The sequence below is a fragment of the Glutamicibacter sp. FR1 genome (assembly GCF_047300825.1).
In the GTDB taxonomy this organism is placed as follows: domain Bacteria; phylum Actinomycetota; class Actinomycetes; order Actinomycetales; family Micrococcaceae; genus Glutamicibacter; species Glutamicibacter nicotianae.
Map to the genome: position 1 here is coordinate 2,110,400 of NZ_CP178602.1, position 17,173 is coordinate 2,127,572.

Sequence of the window (17,173 nt, forward strand, 5' to 3'; positions counted from 1 at the left end):
GCGATGCGGAACTACTTAGAGATTCGCTTCGACCGCAGTCGAGGCGGATCTGCTAGTTGGCAGCGGCGATCTGGCGCAGCACGTACTGCAGGATGCCACCGTTGCGGTAGTAGTCGGCTTCACCTGGGGTGTCGATGCGCAGAACTGCGTCGAACTCGGTGACCTTGCCGTCTTCAGCGGTTGCGGTAACCTTCAGGGTCTTCGGGGTGGTGCCGTTGTTCAGCTCGGTCACGCCAGAGACTGCGAAGGTCTCGGTACCGGTCAGGCCCAGCGAATCAGCCGACTCGCCCTCTGGGAACTGCAGCGGCAGAACGCCCATGCCGATCAGGTTCGAGCGGTGGATGCGCTCGAAGGACTCGGTGATGACGGCCTTGACGCCCAGCAGTGCGGTGCCCTTGGCAGCCCAGTCACGCGAGGAGCCCGAACCGTATTCCTTGCCGCCCAGAACGACCAGCGGGGTGCCGGCAGCCTTGTAGTTCTCTGCAGCGTCGTAGACGTAAGCCTGCGGAGCACCTTCCTGGGTGAAGTCGCGGGTGAAGCCACCCTCGACGCCGTCCAGCAGCTGGTTCTTGATGCGGATGTTCGCGAAGGTACCGCGGATCATGACTTCGTGGTTACCACGGCGCGAGCCGTAGGAGTTGAAATCCTTGCGATCCACGCCGTTCTCGATCAGGTAGCGGCCAGCCGGGGTTTCCGACTTGAACGAACCTGCAGGCGAGATGTGGTCGGTGGTGACCGAGTCGCCCAGCTTCAGCAGTACGCGAGCGCCGTTGATGTCCTGGACTGGCTGAGGCTCAGCGGTCATGCCGTCGAAGTAAGGTGCCTTGCGTGCGTAGGTCGACTTCTCGTCCCATGCGAAGGTGGAACCCTCTGGGGTATCCAGTGCCTTCCAGCGTGCGTCGCCTTCGAAGACTCCGTCGTAGCCCTTAGCGAACATTTCCTTGTCAATCGACGAGTCAATGATCTCCTGGACCTCGACAGGCGATGGCCAGATATCCTTCAGGAAGACATCGTTGCCCTCGGCGTCCTGGCCCAGTGCGTCGGTTTCGAAGTCGAAGTCCATGGTGCCAGCCAGTGCGTAAGCGATAACCAGTGGCGGGGAAGCCAGGTAGTTCATCTTCACGTCCGGGTTGATGCGGCCTTCGAAGTTGCGGTTACCCGACAGGACTGCGGTTGCTGCGAGATCGTTGGCGTTGATGGCCTCGGAGATCTCAGCATCCAGAGGGCCGGAGTTGCCGATGCAAGTTGCGCAACCGTAGCCGACAACGAAGAAGCCGAGCTTCTCCAGGTATGGCAGCAGGCCGGACTTCTCGTAGTACTCGGTGACAACCTTCGAGCCTGGGGCGACCGAGGTCTTGACCCATGGCTTGGAGGTCAGGCCCTTGTCAGCGGCGTTGCGAGCCAGGACGGCTGCGGCCAGCATGACCGAAGGGTTCGAGGTGTTGGTGCACGAGGTGATCGAGGCGATCGAAACCAGGCCGTGGTCCAGGGTGAACTGGGTGCCGTCTTCCTTGGTGACCTCGACGGCTACCGATGGGCGGCCAGCGCCCTGGGTGTCCTCGGCGTTCGATACGTAGTTGTGCAGGTCCTTGCGGAACTGCTCCTTCGAGGACGACAGCTCGATGCGGTCCTGCGGGCGCTTCGGGCCGGCGATCGATGGAACCACGGTCGACAGATCCAGCTCGAGGTATTCCGAGAAGCGGATCTCGCGGCTTGGATCGTGCCACATGCCCTGTTCCTTGGCGTAGGCCTCGACCAGTGCAACGTTCTCCTCGCTGCGGCCGGTCAGGCGCAGGTAGTCGAGGGTGACATCGTCGATTGGGAACATGGCGGCGGTCGAGCCGAATTCCGGGGACATGTTGCCGATGGTGGCGCGGTTTGCCAGCGGCACCTCGGCGACGCCGTCGCCGTAGAACTCGACGAACTTGCCGACAACACCGTGCTTGCGCAGCATTTCGGTGATAGTCAGCACCACGTCGGTTGCGGTGGCGCCAGCTGGAATCGAGCCAGCCAGCTTGAAGCCGACAACGCGTGGGATCAGCATGGAGACGGGCTGGCCGAGCATTGCTGCCTCGGCCTCGATGCCGCCGACGCCCCAGCCCAGCACGCCAAGGCCGTTGACCATGGTGGTGTGCGAGTCGGTGCCCACGCAGGTGTCCGGGTATGCGCGCAGCACGCCGTTGACCTCGCGGGTCATGACGGTGCGGGCCAGGTACTCGATGTTGACCTGGTGCACGATGCCGGTGCCTGGAGGAACGACCTTGAAGTCGTCAAACGCGGTCTGACCCCAGCGCAGGAACTGGTAGCGTTCGCCGTTGCGCTGGTATTCGATCTCCATGTTGCGCTCGACGGCGCCTTCGAAGCCGAAGGTGTCGATCTGCACGGAGTGGTCGATGACCATTTCGGCCGGTGCCAGCGGGTTCACGCGGGTCGGGTCGCCGCCCAGGTCCTTGACGGCCTCGCGCATGGTGGCAAGGTCGACGACACAAGGCACACCGGTGAAGTCCTGCATGATGACACGAGCTGGGGTGAACTGGATTTCGGTGTTCGGCTGAGCCGACGCATCCCACTGACCCAGTGCATTGATGTGCTCGTTGGTTACGTTCGCGCCGTCTTCGGTGCGAAGCAGGTTCTCAAGAAGAACCTTAAGGCTGTAAGGAAGGCTGTCCGAGCCTTCAACCGTATTTAGTCGGTAAATTTCGTATTCGGTTCCATTGACGTCAAGTACGCCCTTGGCACCGAAGCTGTCCACATTGCTCACGTGGGACTCCTCTCGCCAGACACTCATTCTGTTGCACACGCACACTACAATTCCAGTTAGGAGTTCCTAACTGAGATAGTCAGGCTCCTAGCGCGGCAGAGCTAAAAACAGTCTATCGCCAAAGCCCGCAAAAAGACTCCTCGGAATAAATTTTGATCCAAATTCGTGTCTAAACGGACACTTTCAGGTGTTTAACGGCGTACAAAAAGCCCGATGGACTCCATATGGTGGGTGTGCGGGTACAAATCGTGAATCTCCATGTGCTCTAATTCGTAGCCTCGGCCCATCAAGCGCGCGGTATCCCGGGCGAAAGACGCAGGGTCGCAGGACACGTAACAAATCCGCGAGACAGCGCTGGCGCCCAGCTCCGCGGCCACCTGCTTGTCGATTCCGGTACGGGGCGGGTCAAGCACCACGGCGTCCAGCGCGGCATCCCGGGCGACCTGCCGTAGCACTCGCTCAACACGGCCGCGGATCACCGTGGCCTGCGGGTACGTGCGCAGATTCTTCTTCGCATCCGCATGGGTGCCCGGCGCACCCTCAATCGAAAAGACGCGGCCCTCGCGGCCAACCGCCCTGGCCAGCGGGACGGAGAACAAGCCGGCACCTGCATAGAGGTCGGCAATTTGCTCGCCGGCGGCCGGCTCGGTCAGCTCGATCACGCGCCGGGTCAGCAGGCTGGCCGCCTCGCGGTGCACCTGCCAGAAGCCTTCCCCGGTAATCCGGAACTTCTCCCCCAGCACCTTTTCGGTCAGGTACGCCGAACCGGCCAGAACCTGCAGCCGCCCCTTGCCGTCGGCCGCCGAGCCGCCCTGTTGGCTGAACGAGGCGACGTTGACGCCCTCGGCGAATTGCTTGGCGACCTTTGCCGCCGCGCCGGGCTTGGCCTCTGCCAGCAAGATCAGCACGGTTCGGTCATCCTGGCTGGAAACCGCGGCTTCGACACGGTCAATGCCGATGTAGTCCACGGAGTACAACCCGGTGGCTTCAATGGCCGGATGGGCCAGGGGCATCTGTGCGATCCCGGTCAACTGGTTGCTGCGGAATGCGCTCATCGCCAGTCCTCCCTGGGCGTCCACGGAATACGACATCCGGGTGCGCCAGCCCAGGCCATCGGCCGAGCCCTTGACTGCTTGCACCGCAGGGAAGTTGTAGTCGTCCGCGTTCAGGCCGCCCAGCCGGGTCATATGCTCGGCAGCCACCTGCGACTTGAGCTCACGCTGGTGCTCCAGGGTGATGTGGCCGAACTCTGCGCCGCCCACCGGGTCGCGGTGCTTCAAGGCGTCAGCTGCATCCCAGAAGTGCGGCACCCGGTGCTCGCTGGCCTCGAGCACTTCGGACACGTCGGCACGCCAGAACTTGGCCTCCGGCGCGCTGTCCGTCAGGCGCACCTTGACCAGTTCGCCGGGAATGCCATAGCGCACGAAGATCACCCGGCCCTCATGGCGGGCGACGGTGTGCCCGCCATGGGCAATCTTGCCCAAGCGGACGGTGATCATTGGTGTATCAGTCATTGATCCAGTCTTTCTTCAGAAGCAGTCAATTTAGCGGTGCGCCGAGGATTCTTCGGTCGGGCCCCCGCCGAGGGCATGCGAAGCGCTGAGCAGGCGCCACGGGACCGAGGCAATCACTACTCCCGGTTCATGGTGCAGGCGGTTCTTCACGCGCAGCGCGGTTTGGTTGTGCACCAGCTGTTCCCACCAATGGCCCACGACATATTCGGGGATGTACACGACGATCAGTTCCCGCGGCGATTCGCGCTTGATGGAACGGATATGCTCGATCAGCGCGCCGGGAATATCGCGATACGGCGAGGCCAGCGCGGTGATCGGAACCGGGATCTGCAGCCGTTCCCAGTCCTGCAGGGTCTTCTCGGTCTTGCCGCGTTCCACATCCACGATGATCGCCTCAAGCTTCGAGGGACGCGAAGCGCGGGCGAAGGCCAGGGCACGCAGCACCGGCTTGCGCACGGTGGATACCAGCACGAGCGCATGCACGCGCGAGGGCAAGGCGGTGACGGCGAAGTCCTCGTCTACCGCCAGCTCGTCGTCGACCTTCTGGTAGTGGCGCTGCAGCGAATCCATGATCAGCATCAATATGGCAATGCCCAGCACGGCCAGCCACGCACCATGGACCAGGCGGGTGGCCATGACGACCACGAGCACCAGCGCCGAGAGCACCAGTCCCACCAGGTTCAGCAGCCGCTTGCGCTGCTTGGCCGCACGGATCTTGCGGTCTGCAATGGGCACCAGAACACGATTCCAGTGCTTGAGCATGGCCAGCTGGCTCAGCGTGAAGGAAACGAATACGCCCACCACGTACAGCTGGACCAGCAAGGTGACATCGCCTCTGAACAGCAGCACCAGAGCGATCGCGGCAATGCCCAGGCACAGGATGCCGTTGGAGAAGCCCAGGCGATCTCCACGGGTGCGCAGCTGGCGCGGGAGGAAGCCGTCGGTCGCCAGATGGCTGGCCAGCAGCGGGAAGGAATTGAAGGCCTGGTTGCCGGCCAGCAGCAGCACGCCAATGGTCAGCACCGAGACGATCACCAGGCCGAAGGTGAAGTCGCCGAACACCGCTTGGGCCAGCTGGCCCAGTACCGGAATCTGCACGAAGTCTTCGGGGATGGGCTCGCCGTGAAGCAGGAACGAGGCCTGCGGATCGGCGACGACCTTGATGCCGGTGGCCCGTGCAAGCATCAGCGTGCCCAGCGTCAGCACGCCGGAGAGCAGGCCCAGCACCAGCAGGATCCGCGCCGCGTTCTTCGCCCGCGGCTTGGCCAGCGTCTGCACGTTGGAGATCGGGACCTCGATGCCGGTCAGCGCGGCCGACCCCGTGCTGAAGGCACGCAGGATCAGCAGCGCGCCGACAACACCGTGCAGGCCATTGGCGAACTCGGCCTCCGGCACAATCGTGAAGTCCGCACTCGGGGCGAGCCCGAGCGAACCGGTCAGCGCCATCACGCCGCCAATGGCCACCAGCAGCAGCATGCCGATGACGAACAGGTAGACCGGGATGGCCAGGGTCCAGCGGCCTTGCCCTTTGCCGCGCAAATTGCCGACCACGAGGAAGGCAACGAGGGCGGCGGCCACCCACGCCTTGTGTTCGGCCACTGCAGGGAAAATGGCGGCGAGATACAGGGCCGCCGACGAGCTGGAAACAGCTACGGTGAGCACGAAGTCCACCAGCAGCGCCGCGGCGACCGCAGTGCCCGGACGTGCACCGAGGTTCTTCTTCACGATTTCATAGTCGCCGCCACCGGAAGGGTACTCCATCACCGATTGGCGGTAGGACAGCACCAGCACCACCAGCACCGCGAGGACCGCCAGTCCAACCATTGGCGAGAGCGCGGTCGCGGCGATGCCCGCAATGGCCAGGGTCAGCAGGATCTCGTCTGGTGCGTACGCCAAGGACGACAGGGCGCTGGAGGAGAAAATCGGCAAAGCGACATTGGGTGGCAACGGCTTCTTTTTCAGCTGTTCAGTGCTGAAAGGCCGGCCCACCAGGATCCGCTTCAAACCGTCAAATAATGCAGGCACGACACAACGTTATCGCAGGGTGCGCGGCGCGAGGGTGCTCCACCATCGATAAACTGGGTGCGATCAGCGCTATTGTTGCATTCGTAGCACACAGCCCGTGCATGCCAAGCGGCACGCGGCAAGCAGCAAAACCAAGGAGTTCTCGGTGGCACATTTCGTGATCATGGGGTGCGGACGCGTCGGTGTCTCGCTGGCCCACACGCTGGATTCGGCGGGGCATTCCGTGGCAGTCATTGACCATGACCCGCATGCCTTCCGCCGGCTGAGCAGGGATTTCTCCGGCACCACGGTGACCGGCATGGGATTCGACAAGGATACGCTGGAAGCTGCCAAGATTAGCGAGGCCTACGCTTTCGCCGCGGTTTCCAGCGGTGATAATTCCAACATCCTCGCCACTCGCGTATCGCGCGAAACTTATAACGTGCCCCACGTCGTGGCCCGCATCTATGATCCAGGACGAGCGGAGATCTATCAGCGCCTGGGCATTCCCACCGTGGCAGCGGTCCGTTGGAGCACCGATCAGGTGCTTCGCCGGATTCTGCCCGACTATTCGATGCGCGGGGACTTCCGGGAGCCCTCGGGACGCCTGGTGCTCTCCGAAGTTGCCCTGCACCGCGACTGGTACGGCCACCTGGTCAAGGAGCTGGAGGCCGCCGCCGGGGTGCGCGTGGCCTATTTGACCCGCTTCGGCGAAGGCACCATCCCGGAGAACCGAACCCGGCTGCAGGGCGGCGACCTGGTGCATGTGATGATGCGGCTGGACGAGTCCAAAGACGTGGAAAAGATCCTTGCCAGCCCACCAGCGGCGCAAACCAACGAATAACCTGAGAGGCATCCCATGAAGGTCGTGATTGCCGGGGCCGGCTCAGTCGGTTCCTCCATTGCCCGCGAACTAGTCATCAACCACCACGAGGTCCTGCTGATCGATCTGCAACCGGAAATGGCCGAACGCGCAGATCTTGAAGCGGTGAAGTGGCTGATTGGCGACGCTTGCGAATTGGCTGTTTTGCAGCAGGCGCGGCTTGAAGACTACGACGTGGTCGTTTCGGCGACCGGCGACGACAAGGTCAACCTTGTGGTCTCGTTGCTGGCCAAGAGCGAATTCGGCATCCGGCGCACCGTGGGCCGCGTGAACAATCCGAAGAATGAATGGATGTTCGACGATGCCTGGGGCGTCGATGTTGCCGTCAGCACGCCGCGGCTGATGACCGCGCTGGTCGAGGAAGCCGTGGAGGTCGGCGACCTGGTGCGGCTGCTGACGTTGAAGACCGGCGAGGTCTACATGGTCGAGTTCACCGTCCCGCACGATTCGGCGTTGATTGGCCGCAGCATCGGGCGCATTTCGTGGCCCGAAGACACCACCATGATGGCAGTGGTACGCGATAAGACGCCGTTCCCGCCCAGTGCCGATGATGTAATTGAGGGTGGCGATGAAATCTTCTTCATCACCACCCCGCATGCAGAACCCTTGCTGCGCCGAACGTTGCGCGACGCCACCCGCTAGTCCGCTGGTTTTGGCGTACTGGTCTCGTCGCCGGCTACAGCCGCCGGCTTCGAAACCAGCCACGCGAACCACAGCCCCGCCGCGTACAGCGGCACGCCCATCAAGGCACGGGCCAGGCCCAGGGCCACGACTTCATCTGCGATGTACATCGGGATCTGCACCGCCAGGCGCAGCGCGAAAACAGCAATGATGATCCACGTAGCCACCTGGTAGCGGCGCAATCGCCCCGGCTTCTTGCGCCATTCGGTGCCCTCGTTGCGGATGAATCCGAAGAGCAGGCCGATCAGCGGCCAGCGGGCCATCACCGAAATCAGCAGTCCCGCCAGATAGGCAGCGGACACGTAGAACCCCGGAATGTAGTAGTCCTTGGCGTTGCCCGACGTCCGTGCGGCAAAGGCGCAGATCAGGATGCCGATCAGCCCAGAGCCTGCCTGGATCAGCGTCGAGCGCTTGGCCAGGCGGATGATCATGAACACGATGCCGAGGCTGATCGAAGCGATCAGCGCCCAGCCCAGATTGCTGGTGAGCGCGAAAACCATGATGAACACGAAACCGGGAAGCACGGTTTCCAGAATGCCGCGCACACCGCCAACGGTGGAGAGCAGGTCAATTCCACCGTCAGCGTTCTGCGCGATGTTGGAGTTCGAGCCGATCATCTCGGCGAAGCTCGGATGCCTAGTTTCCGGCGCGGAATCATCGTCCGGACGGGATTCGTCGTTGTTCACCATGTCTACTTCCAATTAGACGCCAACTGTGGCGTTCTCGAATCCTAGAGGGGCCGCCGCAAGTTATCGACGGGCTTCCGGCACGATGACGTAGCGCGGATTGAAGATTGTCGGGATCTGCTCCACCGGAGCAACCATTCCCGAGTACTCCACCTTCACGCCCGGCTTGATGCCCGGAACGGTTTTCTGTCCCATGAAAGCCAAACGCACATGCGGCACCGTTCCACTGCGCGCCGACACGGTACCGAGCCGGTCCACGACCACAGCAGTCAGCCGCGGGGCGACGTTCGGCGCGGAGTAGCTCACCGATTGGACGTACCCGGTGTGCTCTACCCGCCCCTTGGCTGGCAGCTGTTCCAGGCTGTCCAACCGCTGATAGGTGGGCTTCTGCCCCGAGGGGCCGAGCTGCGGAGTGACGGGTTTGTCCTTCAGCGACATTCTCTAGCCGATCTGGGTGATCTCTGGTCCGCGTTCTGGACGCTTCAGCCCAGGGTTCTGCTCGGGGGCTGCCGGACGGGCCTGGGCATTGGACGGGACGCTCATAGGCAGCAGTTCAGCCGGAGGCAGCGGCTTGTCGCCGCGATTGACCACGACGTCGCGCAGGATCGCGTCGACAACGTTGGCGGCTTCCTCGTTGCTGATGGCCGCGCCGCCGATAACTGCACGCAGGAACCACCGGCGGCCATCGATGCCGACAAAGCGCAGCGCAACATGTCCGGCACGGCCGTCTGGCAGCTGCTGCGGCACCTTGGCGAGCAGCTCCTGGCCGTACTCGCCATCACGGGTGAAGATTTCACCGTTCTGGGCGCTGATGTCGCTCTTGATCTTGTCGCTGATGCCTGGCCACAGCGACTCGGACTTCGAAGAAGAGAAAGCCATCAACTGGATCCGCGACTCAGCGATCTCCAGCGACACCGCGATAACACGCTTGTTGGACTCTTCAACGTCCATGCGGACCTTCAAGCCGGCTACCGGCTTGATCAAGATCGAGCCGAAGTCCAGGTACTCCTGCGTGTTCTCGATGTCGTCGTAGTCGAACGGGCCGGTCTTCGGCTCCTGCTCGTTCTGGGCTGCATCCTCAGCTGGTTCGGCGATTGGCTGCTCTTCGGCCTTCTTGCGCTTGAAAATCATGGTGTCCTTAGAAAATCTTGTCTTGCTCTCAAGGGTACTTAATTGGAGTTGAATCCGCCGGTCGAACCGAATCCGCCTGCGCCGCGGGCGCTGTCTTCCAGCGAATCCACTGCGACGAATGCCGCCTGCTCGACTTTCTGGATTACCAGCTGGGCAATTCGGTCGCCACGGCTGATTTCGAAGGGCTCGGACTTGTCGGTATTCAACAAGGTGACCATGATCTCACCACGGTACCCAGCGTCAACAGTACCCGGTGCATTTACAACGGTAATGCCGTGCTTGGTTGCCAAGCCGCTGCGCGGGTGCACCAGACCGACATAGCCATGCGGGATGGCCAGCGCAATGCCGGTCGGAACGAGTGCGCGCGCGCCTGGCTCCAGCACCAGGGATTCGCGAGCATGCAAGTCAGCACCGGCGTCCGACGGATGCGCATAGCTGGGGACCGGCAAATCGGTGTCAAGCATCTTGATGGCAATGGAAATTGATGGCTCACTCATCGATGTAGGTCTTCCCCCGGAGTCTTGTGAAATGGTCACTCGATAGTTTCTCGTGCCTAACTCTATCGCGCACGTAATCCAATGGCCTGCCAACCGGCTTCGCGGTCTTGAATCGAAGAATTATTGCCTAGACTTGGAACCATGAGTAATTCCAGCCCCGCGGGTTCGAACGTCCAGTACAGCGAAAAGCTTTGGCCATCGGCCAGTACCTGGATTTGGCCAATTATCATTTCCATCACCGCAGGTATTGCGCTAGCTCCGATCAGCAGCATCCTTGGATGGATTGCCGGTGCCGTCGTGTTGCTTTCGCTGATCGCTGTGTTCCTGCTGCGCACGCCGACCATCGAGGTCACCGATGAATTGGTGACCGTTGGACGGGCCAGCATTGAACGCAAGTACATCGGGGAGGTTGTCGGCTACCGTGGCGATGAGGCATTCAAGCAGCGTGGGCAGAAGCTGCACGGCCTGGCCTACATGCTGCTGCGCGGCTGGATCGACGGAGTAGTGCGGATGGAGGTCACCGACGAGCGTGACACCACGCCGTACTGGCTGACATCTACCCGTCGTCCCGAAGAGCTGGCTGCCGCCCTCTCGGGCGTGATGTACGAATTCACCGACGAAGGCAAGGCAGAAGCCGCCAAGCTGGAACAGTCCGAAGACACTGCCGGCGACTAGCTCTCACTTCACCGAAGCCCGAAAACGTGTGGCGCCCAACCAGAAGGTTGGACGCCACACGTTTTCGGAACTGCTGCGCGGGCGTTCAGCCTTCGCACTCGCTGCAGAATTTTTGCCCGTTGTCCTCACGAGCCAGCTGCGTGCGGTGGCGCACCATGAAGCATGACGCGCACGTGAACTCATCAGCCTGTTCCGGCAGGAATTCGACGCTCGCTTCTTCCTGCGGCGCCTCGCCGCCGGGCAGAACGTACTCTTCAGCCAAGGCGGTTTCGGCCTCATCAACCAGGTTGGCCATGGCTGCGGTCTTGCCTGCTTTGAGCTGAGCGATTTCCTTGGCTCGTTCCGCTTCTGACATTGCCACGGGTGCAGCAGATTCACTTGCCATAATCGTTTTTGCTCTTTCCTGCAGGTCTTCGTCCTAGCCGGCTGCTCCACGAGGTGGAAACTTGTACCGGCATAGAAGTATAACGTTCTTCCGGGTGATCCATTCCCGTTCCTGCCACGCTATGCCATGGGCAGAAGGTTCAAGGAATTACTGCGTGAAGTTGAGGACTAATCTTGCGCCACACCCTGCGTGGTGGTAGGAATTCGGGCCTCAAGGTGGCAAAGTTTTACACAGGAATTAGAGCGTGTGGAGGGTAGGAATGCGTCAGCTGAGACTGGTAGGAATTCATGAAAATGGTTCCAGCCTGCAGGTCAGCAGTGACGACGGGATGAGCTTCGAGCTGCCTGTTGACGATGCACTGCGCAGTGCAATGGCTGAAATCGCCCGTTCGAGGGCCCCGAGGAACCGCGAGGAGTCCTCGGTCCATTCGCCACGCGAAATCCAGGCACGAGTGCGCGCTGGCGCCTCCGCCTACGACCTGTCGCTTGAATGGAATGTCCCCGTCGAGGATATCGTCAAGTACGAAGGCCCGGTACTGGCTGAACGCGAGCACATCGCCGAGCTGGCACGCCTCGTCGAGGTTTCCGGACCGCAGACCGACGCCGAATACCGCGAGGTGTTTGGCGAAGAGCCGGCCGATCTCGGTTCCATGGTGGTCCACCGCCTGCACCAGCTGCACATCGATGCCGAGTCGGCGCGCTGGAATGCCTGGAAAGATCCGGAAGGCCAGTGGATCGTCACCGTGGAGTTCGATTCCCCGCTGCCGACCGAAAATGTCGAGTCATTGGACTCGGATTCGACTGCCGCTGCCGAGAACATTGCACGGTGGGCTTTCACTCCCGCGCGCAAGTCGTTGAAGAACCTGAACCGCTGGGCCCAGACCTTGAGCGAGCAGGTAGCTCCTGAATACTTTCGCCCGGTCTCTGCACTGAACCAGCCAGAGGCGGAACCGGCCGCCGCAGCCAGCACTCCGGAGCCCGATGAGACCGAAGAACTGGTCACCTTGCTGAACGCGCGCCGCGGGCAGCGCACGAAGGACCAGGATCCGGAACGCGAGGCTCGCTACAACGAGATCATCGAACGCAGCATGAGCAAGTACGACACCGATGACGAGGACGCGCTGCCGCATCTTCCGCAAGGGATTTCCGCGCGCACCTCGCAGCTGGTGGTCGTCACCAGTGAAGACGACGATTCGGGCCGCGCCGAGGACAAGCCAGCTGAACAGCCTGCCGAGGAGTCAGCTCCGCGCAAGGCCAAGCGTTCGTCCGTTCCCAGCTGGGATGACATCATGTTCGGCAAGCGCAAGAAGGACACCGACTCCTAGTGCCCAGCTGACACTGGAAAGCACAAGGGTGCGGGAACAGCATTGGACCAATGCTGTTCCCGCACCCTTTGCGTTGCCAGCTATTTGGTGCGGTGCACCAGCAGCGGGACGAACCGCTCCCCCGCGGTGAGCGACCCGTGCTGCCCCACCATGTCGAAGGCCATCGGTGCGACGCGTCGGCCGTCATAAAAGGCGATGGCTTCGGCCGCCAGGATCATCAGATCGCCCAGCCGTGCCGCATGTTCTTCGGTGATGGCACCGAAATAGCCGTGTTCTATGGCTTCCTCGCGGGTCATCACCCAGGCTTTGGTGCCGTAGGCCCTCTGCCAGGCCTCGCGAACCCGCAACCGGCAGGCCGCATCGGCTTGAGGGTCGAAGGTCAGTTGGACTCCGCGAGGTTCGCCGCTGGTCAGCTCGACGCCCTCGACCAGCTCAGGCTGCTGGCTGTAGTCGATGCGCTGGGACGCTGGAATGTCCACCATTCCATGGTCGCCGGTGATCAGCACCGTGGTTTCTTCCGGCAGCTTGGATACCAGGTTTTTGATGACGTAGTCCAGTTCTTCGAGGGTGTCCCGCCACTGGCTGGAATCAACGCCGTATTTGTGACCAGCCTTGTCCAATTCATTGAAGTACGTGTAGACCAGCGCGTTGCGGTTCGAGTCGAAGATCGTGCGGGTAGCACGCGCGCGCGCCGCCGGCTGGTTGGCCGGCACGAATTTGGGGCCGCGCAAAGACGCACGGGTCAGGGCCGACTTGGCAAACATCGGGATCGACACGGTCGCCACGTGGATGCCGTGCTCGGCGATCTTCTGGAAGACGGTCGGGCGAGTCTGCCAAGTTTCGGGGTCCAAGTCCCCAGGCCACCCGCCCAGCTGGTTGACCACACGACGCTTAGCCGGGTCGATGACGTCATAGCCGACCATTCCATGCTCGCCGGGAGCCAGGCCCGTGGCCAGGCTGCTCAGGGATGTCGCGGTGGTCGAAGGGAAGCCGGTGCCCAGCTTCTGCCCCTTCTCGAACAGGCCGCGCAGGAAGGGCGCATGCCCGAGATGGCTTTTGAGCTGGTTCCAGCCCAGTCCATCAACCATGATCAGGGCTACACGCTTGGTCGGGGCGAAGCCCAGGACATTCTGATAGCCACCAACCCCCAGTGCTGCTGCCGCCGAGGGAAGAATCTCCGACAGCGTAGCTTGGCCGTATTTGGGTGCTTCCGGGATTTTCTGCGCCGGGACAGGCAGGCTGCTGAGCTCTTGTTCCTCGATCATGCTCAGGCGATCGTGGCCAGGCGCAGGCGCACAGCGAACTCGCGGGCCTTGTTCACGGCCTGCTGGCCATCGGCTTCGGCGCTGACACGGATGACCAAGTCCTCAGGCTGCGAGGTGCCGTTCAGCCCGTGGTCGGCATCGCACTGCGGATCCCCGCAGGACGCAGGGGCCAGATCGATCCGCTTGGTACCGTCCCAGGACAGCCCGAAGGTCAGTTCCTTGACTGGATCGGCGGACGAGTAGTGCTGCGGCTGGTGGTAGACATAGCTCGTGGCAACCGAAGCGATGCGCGCCAGCGAAATCATTTCGACCGATACCTGCGCCATGACATCCTTTCCGTGGTCATCAAGCTGCTGGTCATCTACGTGCAAGATGAAAAGCACCTTTTCGCTCATCACCATGACGGTGATGTGGCGGTGGACTTCGGTATGGTCGAAGTGAGTTTCCAGATGCACATAGTGGTCAAGCACCGGTTGGCCCATCATGGCTTCAGCCAGCACATCCTGGACCATTTGCGGATAAAAACCCGCACGGACCAAGTCATGCTGAAGCTCAGCGCCAGGCGTGGTCGAATACGTTGGAGAACTCATGCCCCAATTCTACTCAGTCGCCTCCGGCAATTCACGTTTCCGCGTTTGCACTCAGCTGCGCAGGGCACGGCGGACGCTATCCGTGCGCTGCTCTGCGTTGCTGATCTGGATGCTCACCGCCAGCACGCTCAGCGAATCGGTGGCCACGGTGATCGGAGCGAATTTGGCAACGGTCACTTCGGGATGGTTGTCCTTGAAGAGCGAGACACGGGTGATGAAGTCCTTCAAGGCCTCCAGATCCACGGCCGGCAGTCCCTGGTAGCCGAAAAGGCGCACGCTGCTGCGCGGACGGCGGATGAGCTGTTCCAGATCATGGGTGGAGAACGGCGCCACGCCGTGGGCCCAGTCATCGAGCAGGTTGACCGGATCGCCGCTGAGCCCGAAGGAAATGACCGGCCCCAGCAACGGGTCCTCCATGGCCTTGACAACGCAAGCCTGCCCGGCTGGCGCCATGCTCTGCACATCCAGGGAGTCCACGCCGTATGCGGCCATCAGCGACTTCATATGGGCGAAGTTCGCCTCCAGGCTCTGCTTGTCCGGGATGCTCAAGCGCACGCCGCCCAGGTCCAGGCGTTGCCGCAGATCGGGGTCGTTGGCTTTCAAGGCGACCGGCCAGCCGAGCTGCTCGGCCGCCGTGACGGCTTCTTCGGCTGTGTGCACCACCCGGTGGGAAAGGAACTTGATGCCGTAGAAGTCCAGAAGCTTCCGCACCTGCTCGTCGTTCAATTCCAGCAAGTTGGTCCCTGAAATGGTCTTCACCAACTCATCTAAGTACTCTGCCGCGCCTTCGACATCGATGCCATCCGGGTCGCTCATCGGCTCGTAGGGAACGTCCACCCACTGCTGGTAGCCATAGGCCTTGGCCAGGGCACCGATGACCGTGGTGGGAGATGTATACACCGGAATTCCTTGTTTCAGGCCTCCGGTAATCTTCGTATCCGCCAGCCCCGGAACCAGGGCCACCACCGGTTTCGGCTGCCCGATGAACTCCTTGGCTACCTTGAGGACCGCTCGGGTATCCAGCTCCGAGTAGGGCAGGTGCGCCAACATGATGGCGTGGACTTGCGGGTCATCCACCAGTTCCTGGATCCGGGCGCGCAGCACCGGAATGGCCTTGGACTGGCCGATGCTGTAATCCAGCTCGTCGCCCCGCACAGTGGTGTTCAGGTTCCGGTCTTCAGCGACATCGCACACTACCTCGGCGATGGTCAATGAATTGGACAGGATCGCGACGTTCGGGCCCTTGGGTGGCGGGAAGACTGAAAGCAGGGAGGTGACATCCAGGAGCTCTTCGGCGGAGCGCACGCGGATCACGCCGGACTGGCGAAGAATTGCATTCATTGCTCCTGGCGCTGCCTGCCCTACGCGCACCGAATGGCCCGGTGGAAGGCGGCGGCCCATCACATCGGACTTGGCCACGATTACCGGTTTTCTGCGGGCCAGGCGCCGCGCAATGCGTGCGAATTTGCGCGGGTTGCCGAAGGATTCCAGGTACAGCGCGACGACATGGGTCCTGGGGTCGTCTTCGAAGAATTGCATGGCGTCGTTGCCGGAAACATCAGCGCGAAGGCCTGCAGAAATGGCGCTGCTGGGGCCTACACCCTGCTGCAGGGCGACGCCCTGGATGATCGTGCCCATGGCTGCCGATTGGGTGAAGAATCCTACGTTTCCTGCGGCCGGGACATGCTGGCTCCCGGTGGCGTACAGCTTCACCTGGGGGTCGGTGTTCATCAGGCCGGCCGATCCCGGACCGACCACGCGCATGCCGTTGGCACGAGCCAGCGCCACAAGTTCGCGTTGTGCGCCCAGCCCTTCGAGGGTTTCGTATCCAGTGGTCATGATGACCAGGGACTTCACCCCGTGGGCGGCGCAATCGGCAATGGCGCCCTTGACCCCCGAACGCGGAATGCACAGGATGGCGACATCAATTGGTCCTGGGATTTCGGTGACCTTTCCGTAGGCCACCATGCCGCCGACTTCCAAGGCCGCATCGTTCACCGCATAGACCGCACCGGTGTACCCGGATTCGATAATTTGCTCCAGCACGTCGTGCCCGAGCTTGCCCCAGGTGCGGCTGGCACCGATCACGGCCACCGACTTGGGCGCCAGAAGCGCTGCCACGCTGCTCGCTTCCGCGCGGTGCTCTCGCGCTTCGGTCACTTCGCGGGACTTCTCGGTGGGGCTGATGGAAAATTCGAGCATGACCACGCCATCCTCGAAGTGGCGGGCGACGGCGTAGCCAGCATCGGAGAAGACGGTGAGCATCTTGCGATTCTCCGGAAGCACCTCGGCGGAGAACTTCTCAATGTCGTTTTCACGTGCCGCCGCGGCCAGGTGCTCCAAGAGGATCGAGCCGATGCCGGTTCCCTGGTACTCGTCCGAGACGTTGAAGGCCACTTCGGCTTCCCGCGGATCATCCAAGCGGTCGTAGCGGCCGACGCCGATGATCTTCGCGCCCCGAACCACGGTAAAGGCGACGCGATTCACATGGTCCACATTGGTGAATCGTTCCAGCTCTTTGGGGGTCAGCGACGACTTGTACGTAAAATAGCGCAGGTAGACTGACGTCTCGGACTGCTGCTTGTGCATGTCCTGTAGCGCTTGGGAATCCTGCGGAGTGATTGGCCGCAGGTGTGCTGTTGTCCCATCGCGAAGCACAACATCTGCTTCCCAATGCGCCGGATATGCCGCCGAAAGTTTACGATCCACCATAGGCTTAGGATAGTCGGCAGTTCGGCGTTGCGCCCAGATGCAACACGAAGATTCGGCAGTTCCGG

The 17,173-nt window shown here is 62.0% G+C and carries 15 protein-coding genes; 4 read left to right on the forward strand and 11 right to left on the reverse strand.

Annotated elements, in window-relative coordinates:
* Positions 1 to 52: 52 nt before the first annotated feature.
* From acnA to ACLQ8T_RS10225, 3 genes are all read right to left on the reverse strand, one after another.
* A complete protein-coding gene (acnA, locus tag ACLQ8T_RS10215) occupies positions 53 to 2,761 on the reverse strand; it encodes an aconitate hydratase AcnA (RefSeq protein ID WP_413454579.1) in 2,709 nt (902 codons plus the stop codon).
* A gap of 191 nt (positions 2,762 to 2,952) precedes the next feature.
* Positions 2,953 to 4,275 carry a class I SAM-dependent RNA methyltransferase gene (locus ACLQ8T_RS10220; RefSeq protein WP_413454580.1) on the reverse strand — a complete coding sequence of 441 codons (1,323 nt, stop codon included), beginning with the start codon at positions 4,273 to 4,275 and terminating at the stop codon, positions 2,953 to 2,955.
* Positions 4,276 to 4,305: 30 nt separating this feature from the next.
* Complete coding sequence (locus ACLQ8T_RS10225; RefSeq protein WP_413454581.1) at positions 4,306 to 6,300, reverse strand: APC family permease; 1,995 nt, start codon at positions 6,298 to 6,300, stop codon at positions 4,306 to 4,308.
* A gap of 145 nt (positions 6,301 to 6,445) precedes the next feature.
* Between ACLQ8T_RS10225 and ACLQ8T_RS10230 the strand changes: the two genes are divergently transcribed.
* A complete protein-coding gene (locus tag ACLQ8T_RS10230) occupies positions 6,446 to 7,123 on the forward strand; it encodes an NAD-binding protein (protein ID WP_204722413.1) in 678 nt (225 codons plus the stop codon).
* 15 nt (positions 7,124 to 7,138) lie between these two features.
* Entirely contained in the window at positions 7,139 to 7,804 is a 666-nt protein-coding gene (locus tag ACLQ8T_RS10235; protein ID WP_204722414.1) for a potassium channel family protein, read from the forward strand.
* Here the strand turns inward: ACLQ8T_RS10235 and ACLQ8T_RS10240 are convergent.
* Genes ACLQ8T_RS10240 through dut form a run of 4 tightly spaced genes read right to left on the reverse strand, consistent with a single transcriptional unit; the run spans position 7,801 to position 10,157 of the window.
* Entirely contained in the window at positions 7,801 to 8,532 is a 732-nt protein-coding gene (locus ACLQ8T_RS10240) for a DUF3159 domain-containing protein (RefSeq protein ID WP_239543350.1), read from the reverse strand. The two genes, ACLQ8T_RS10235 and ACLQ8T_RS10240, sit on opposite strands and share 4 nt — an antisense overlap.
* Before the next feature lie 60 nt (positions 8,533 to 8,592).
* On the reverse strand, positions 8,593 to 8,967 hold the full coding sequence (locus ACLQ8T_RS10245) for a hypothetical protein (RefSeq protein WP_204722415.1): 375 nt from the start codon (positions 8,965 to 8,967) through the stop codon (positions 8,593 to 8,595).
* Positions 8,968 to 8,970: 3 nt separating this feature from the next.
* The gene (locus tag ACLQ8T_RS10250; protein ID WP_204722416.1) at positions 8,971 to 9,660 is read right to left on the reverse strand and encodes a DUF3710 domain-containing protein; all 690 of its coding nucleotides are present in this window, start codon (positions 9,658 to 9,660) and stop codon (positions 8,971 to 8,973) included.
* A 38-nt stretch (positions 9,661 to 9,698) separates the two neighbouring features.
* Positions 9,699 to 10,157: a dUTP diphosphatase gene (dut, locus tag ACLQ8T_RS10255; RefSeq protein ID WP_204722417.1), complete on the reverse strand. Its 459-nt coding sequence runs from the start codon at positions 10,155 to 10,157 to the stop codon at positions 9,699 to 9,701.
* A gap of 141 nt (positions 10,158 to 10,298) precedes the next feature.
* Between dut and ACLQ8T_RS10260 the strand changes: the two genes are divergently transcribed.
* Complete coding sequence (locus ACLQ8T_RS10260) at positions 10,299 to 10,832, forward strand: DUF3093 domain-containing protein (protein WP_204722418.1); 534 nt, start codon at positions 10,299 to 10,301, stop codon at positions 10,830 to 10,832.
* Positions 10,833 to 10,917: 85 nt separating this feature from the next.
* On the opposite strand, the gene ACLQ8T_RS10265 is transcribed toward ACLQ8T_RS10260, so the two are convergent.
* Complete coding sequence (locus ACLQ8T_RS10265) at positions 10,918 to 11,187, reverse strand: DUF4193 family protein (protein ID WP_239543773.1); 270 nt, start codon at positions 11,185 to 11,187, stop codon at positions 10,918 to 10,920.
* A gap of 289 nt (positions 11,188 to 11,476) precedes the next feature.
* On the opposite strand from ACLQ8T_RS10265, the gene sepH reads away from it, so the two are divergent.
* Entirely contained in the window at positions 11,477 to 12,541 is a 1,065-nt protein-coding gene (gene sepH, locus ACLQ8T_RS10270; protein ID WP_413454582.1) for a septation protein SepH, read from the forward strand.
* An 80-nt stretch (positions 12,542 to 12,621) separates the two neighbouring features.
* Here sepH and ACLQ8T_RS10275 read toward each other — a convergent pair whose 3' ends face one another.
* The 3 genes from ACLQ8T_RS10275 to ACLQ8T_RS10285 are packed head-to-tail and all read right to left on the reverse strand — an operon-like array spanning position 12,622 to position 17,108.
* Complete coding sequence (locus ACLQ8T_RS10275) at positions 12,622 to 13,806, reverse strand: alkaline phosphatase family protein (RefSeq protein ID WP_413454583.1); 1,185 nt, start codon at positions 13,804 to 13,806, stop codon at positions 12,622 to 12,624.
* A gap of 2 nt (positions 13,807 to 13,808) precedes the next feature.
* Positions 13,809 to 14,396, reverse strand: coding sequence for a DUF5998 family protein (locus ACLQ8T_RS10280; RefSeq protein ID WP_121867005.1), 588 nt, complete (start codon positions 14,394 to 14,396; stop codon positions 13,809 to 13,811).
* Positions 14,397 to 14,447: 51 nt separating this feature from the next.
* Complete coding sequence (locus ACLQ8T_RS10285; protein ID WP_413454584.1) at positions 14,448 to 17,108, reverse strand: GNAT family N-acetyltransferase; 2,661 nt, start codon at positions 17,106 to 17,108, stop codon at positions 14,448 to 14,450.
* Positions 17,109 to 17,173: the final 65 nt, after the last annotated feature.

Excerpts from the sequence above, each read along its gene's own strand:
- ACLQ8T_RS10285 (WP_413454584.1), bottom strand. The coding sequence starts at position 17,108 with ATGGTGGATCGTAAACTTTCGGCGGCATATCCGGCGCATTGGGAAGCA.
- dut (WP_204722417.1), bottom strand. The coding sequence starts at position 10,157 with ATGAGTGAGCCATCAATTTCCATTGCCATCAAGATGCTTGACACCGAT.
- ACLQ8T_RS10220 (WP_413454580.1), bottom strand. The coding sequence starts at position 4,275 with ATGACTGATACACCAATGATCACCGTCCGCTTGGGCAAGATTGCCCAT.
- ACLQ8T_RS10245 (WP_204722415.1), bottom strand. The coding sequence starts at position 8,967 with ATGTCGCTGAAGGACAAACCCGTCACTCCGCAGCTCGGCCCCTCGGGG.
- ACLQ8T_RS10260 (WP_204722418.1), top strand. The coding sequence starts at position 10,299 with ATGAGTAATTCCAGCCCCGCGGGTTCGAACGTCCAGTACAGCGAAAAG.
- ACLQ8T_RS10265 (WP_239543773.1), bottom strand. The coding sequence starts at position 11,187 with ATGTCAGAAGCGGAACGAGCCAAGGAAATCGCTCAGCTCAAAGCAGGC.
- ACLQ8T_RS10280 (WP_121867005.1), bottom strand. The coding sequence starts at position 14,396 with ATGAGTTCTCCAACGTATTCGACCACGCCTGGCGCTGAGCTTCAGCAT.
- ACLQ8T_RS10275 (WP_413454583.1), bottom strand. The coding sequence starts at position 13,806 with ATGATCGAGGAACAAGAGCTCAGCAGCCTGCCTGTCCCGGCGCAGAAA.
- sepH (WP_413454582.1), top strand. The coding sequence starts at position 11,477 with ATGCGTCAGCTGAGACTGGTAGGAATTCATGAAAATGGTTCCAGCCTG.
- ACLQ8T_RS10240 (WP_239543350.1), bottom strand. The coding sequence starts at position 8,532 with ATGGTGAACAACGACGAATCCCGTCCGGACGATGATTCCGCGCCGGAA.
- ACLQ8T_RS10250 (WP_204722416.1), bottom strand. The coding sequence starts at position 9,660 with ATGATTTTCAAGCGCAAGAAGGCCGAAGAGCAGCCAATCGCCGAACCA.
- ACLQ8T_RS10235 (WP_204722414.1), top strand. The coding sequence starts at position 7,139 with ATGAAGGTCGTGATTGCCGGGGCCGGCTCAGTCGGTTCCTCCATTGCC.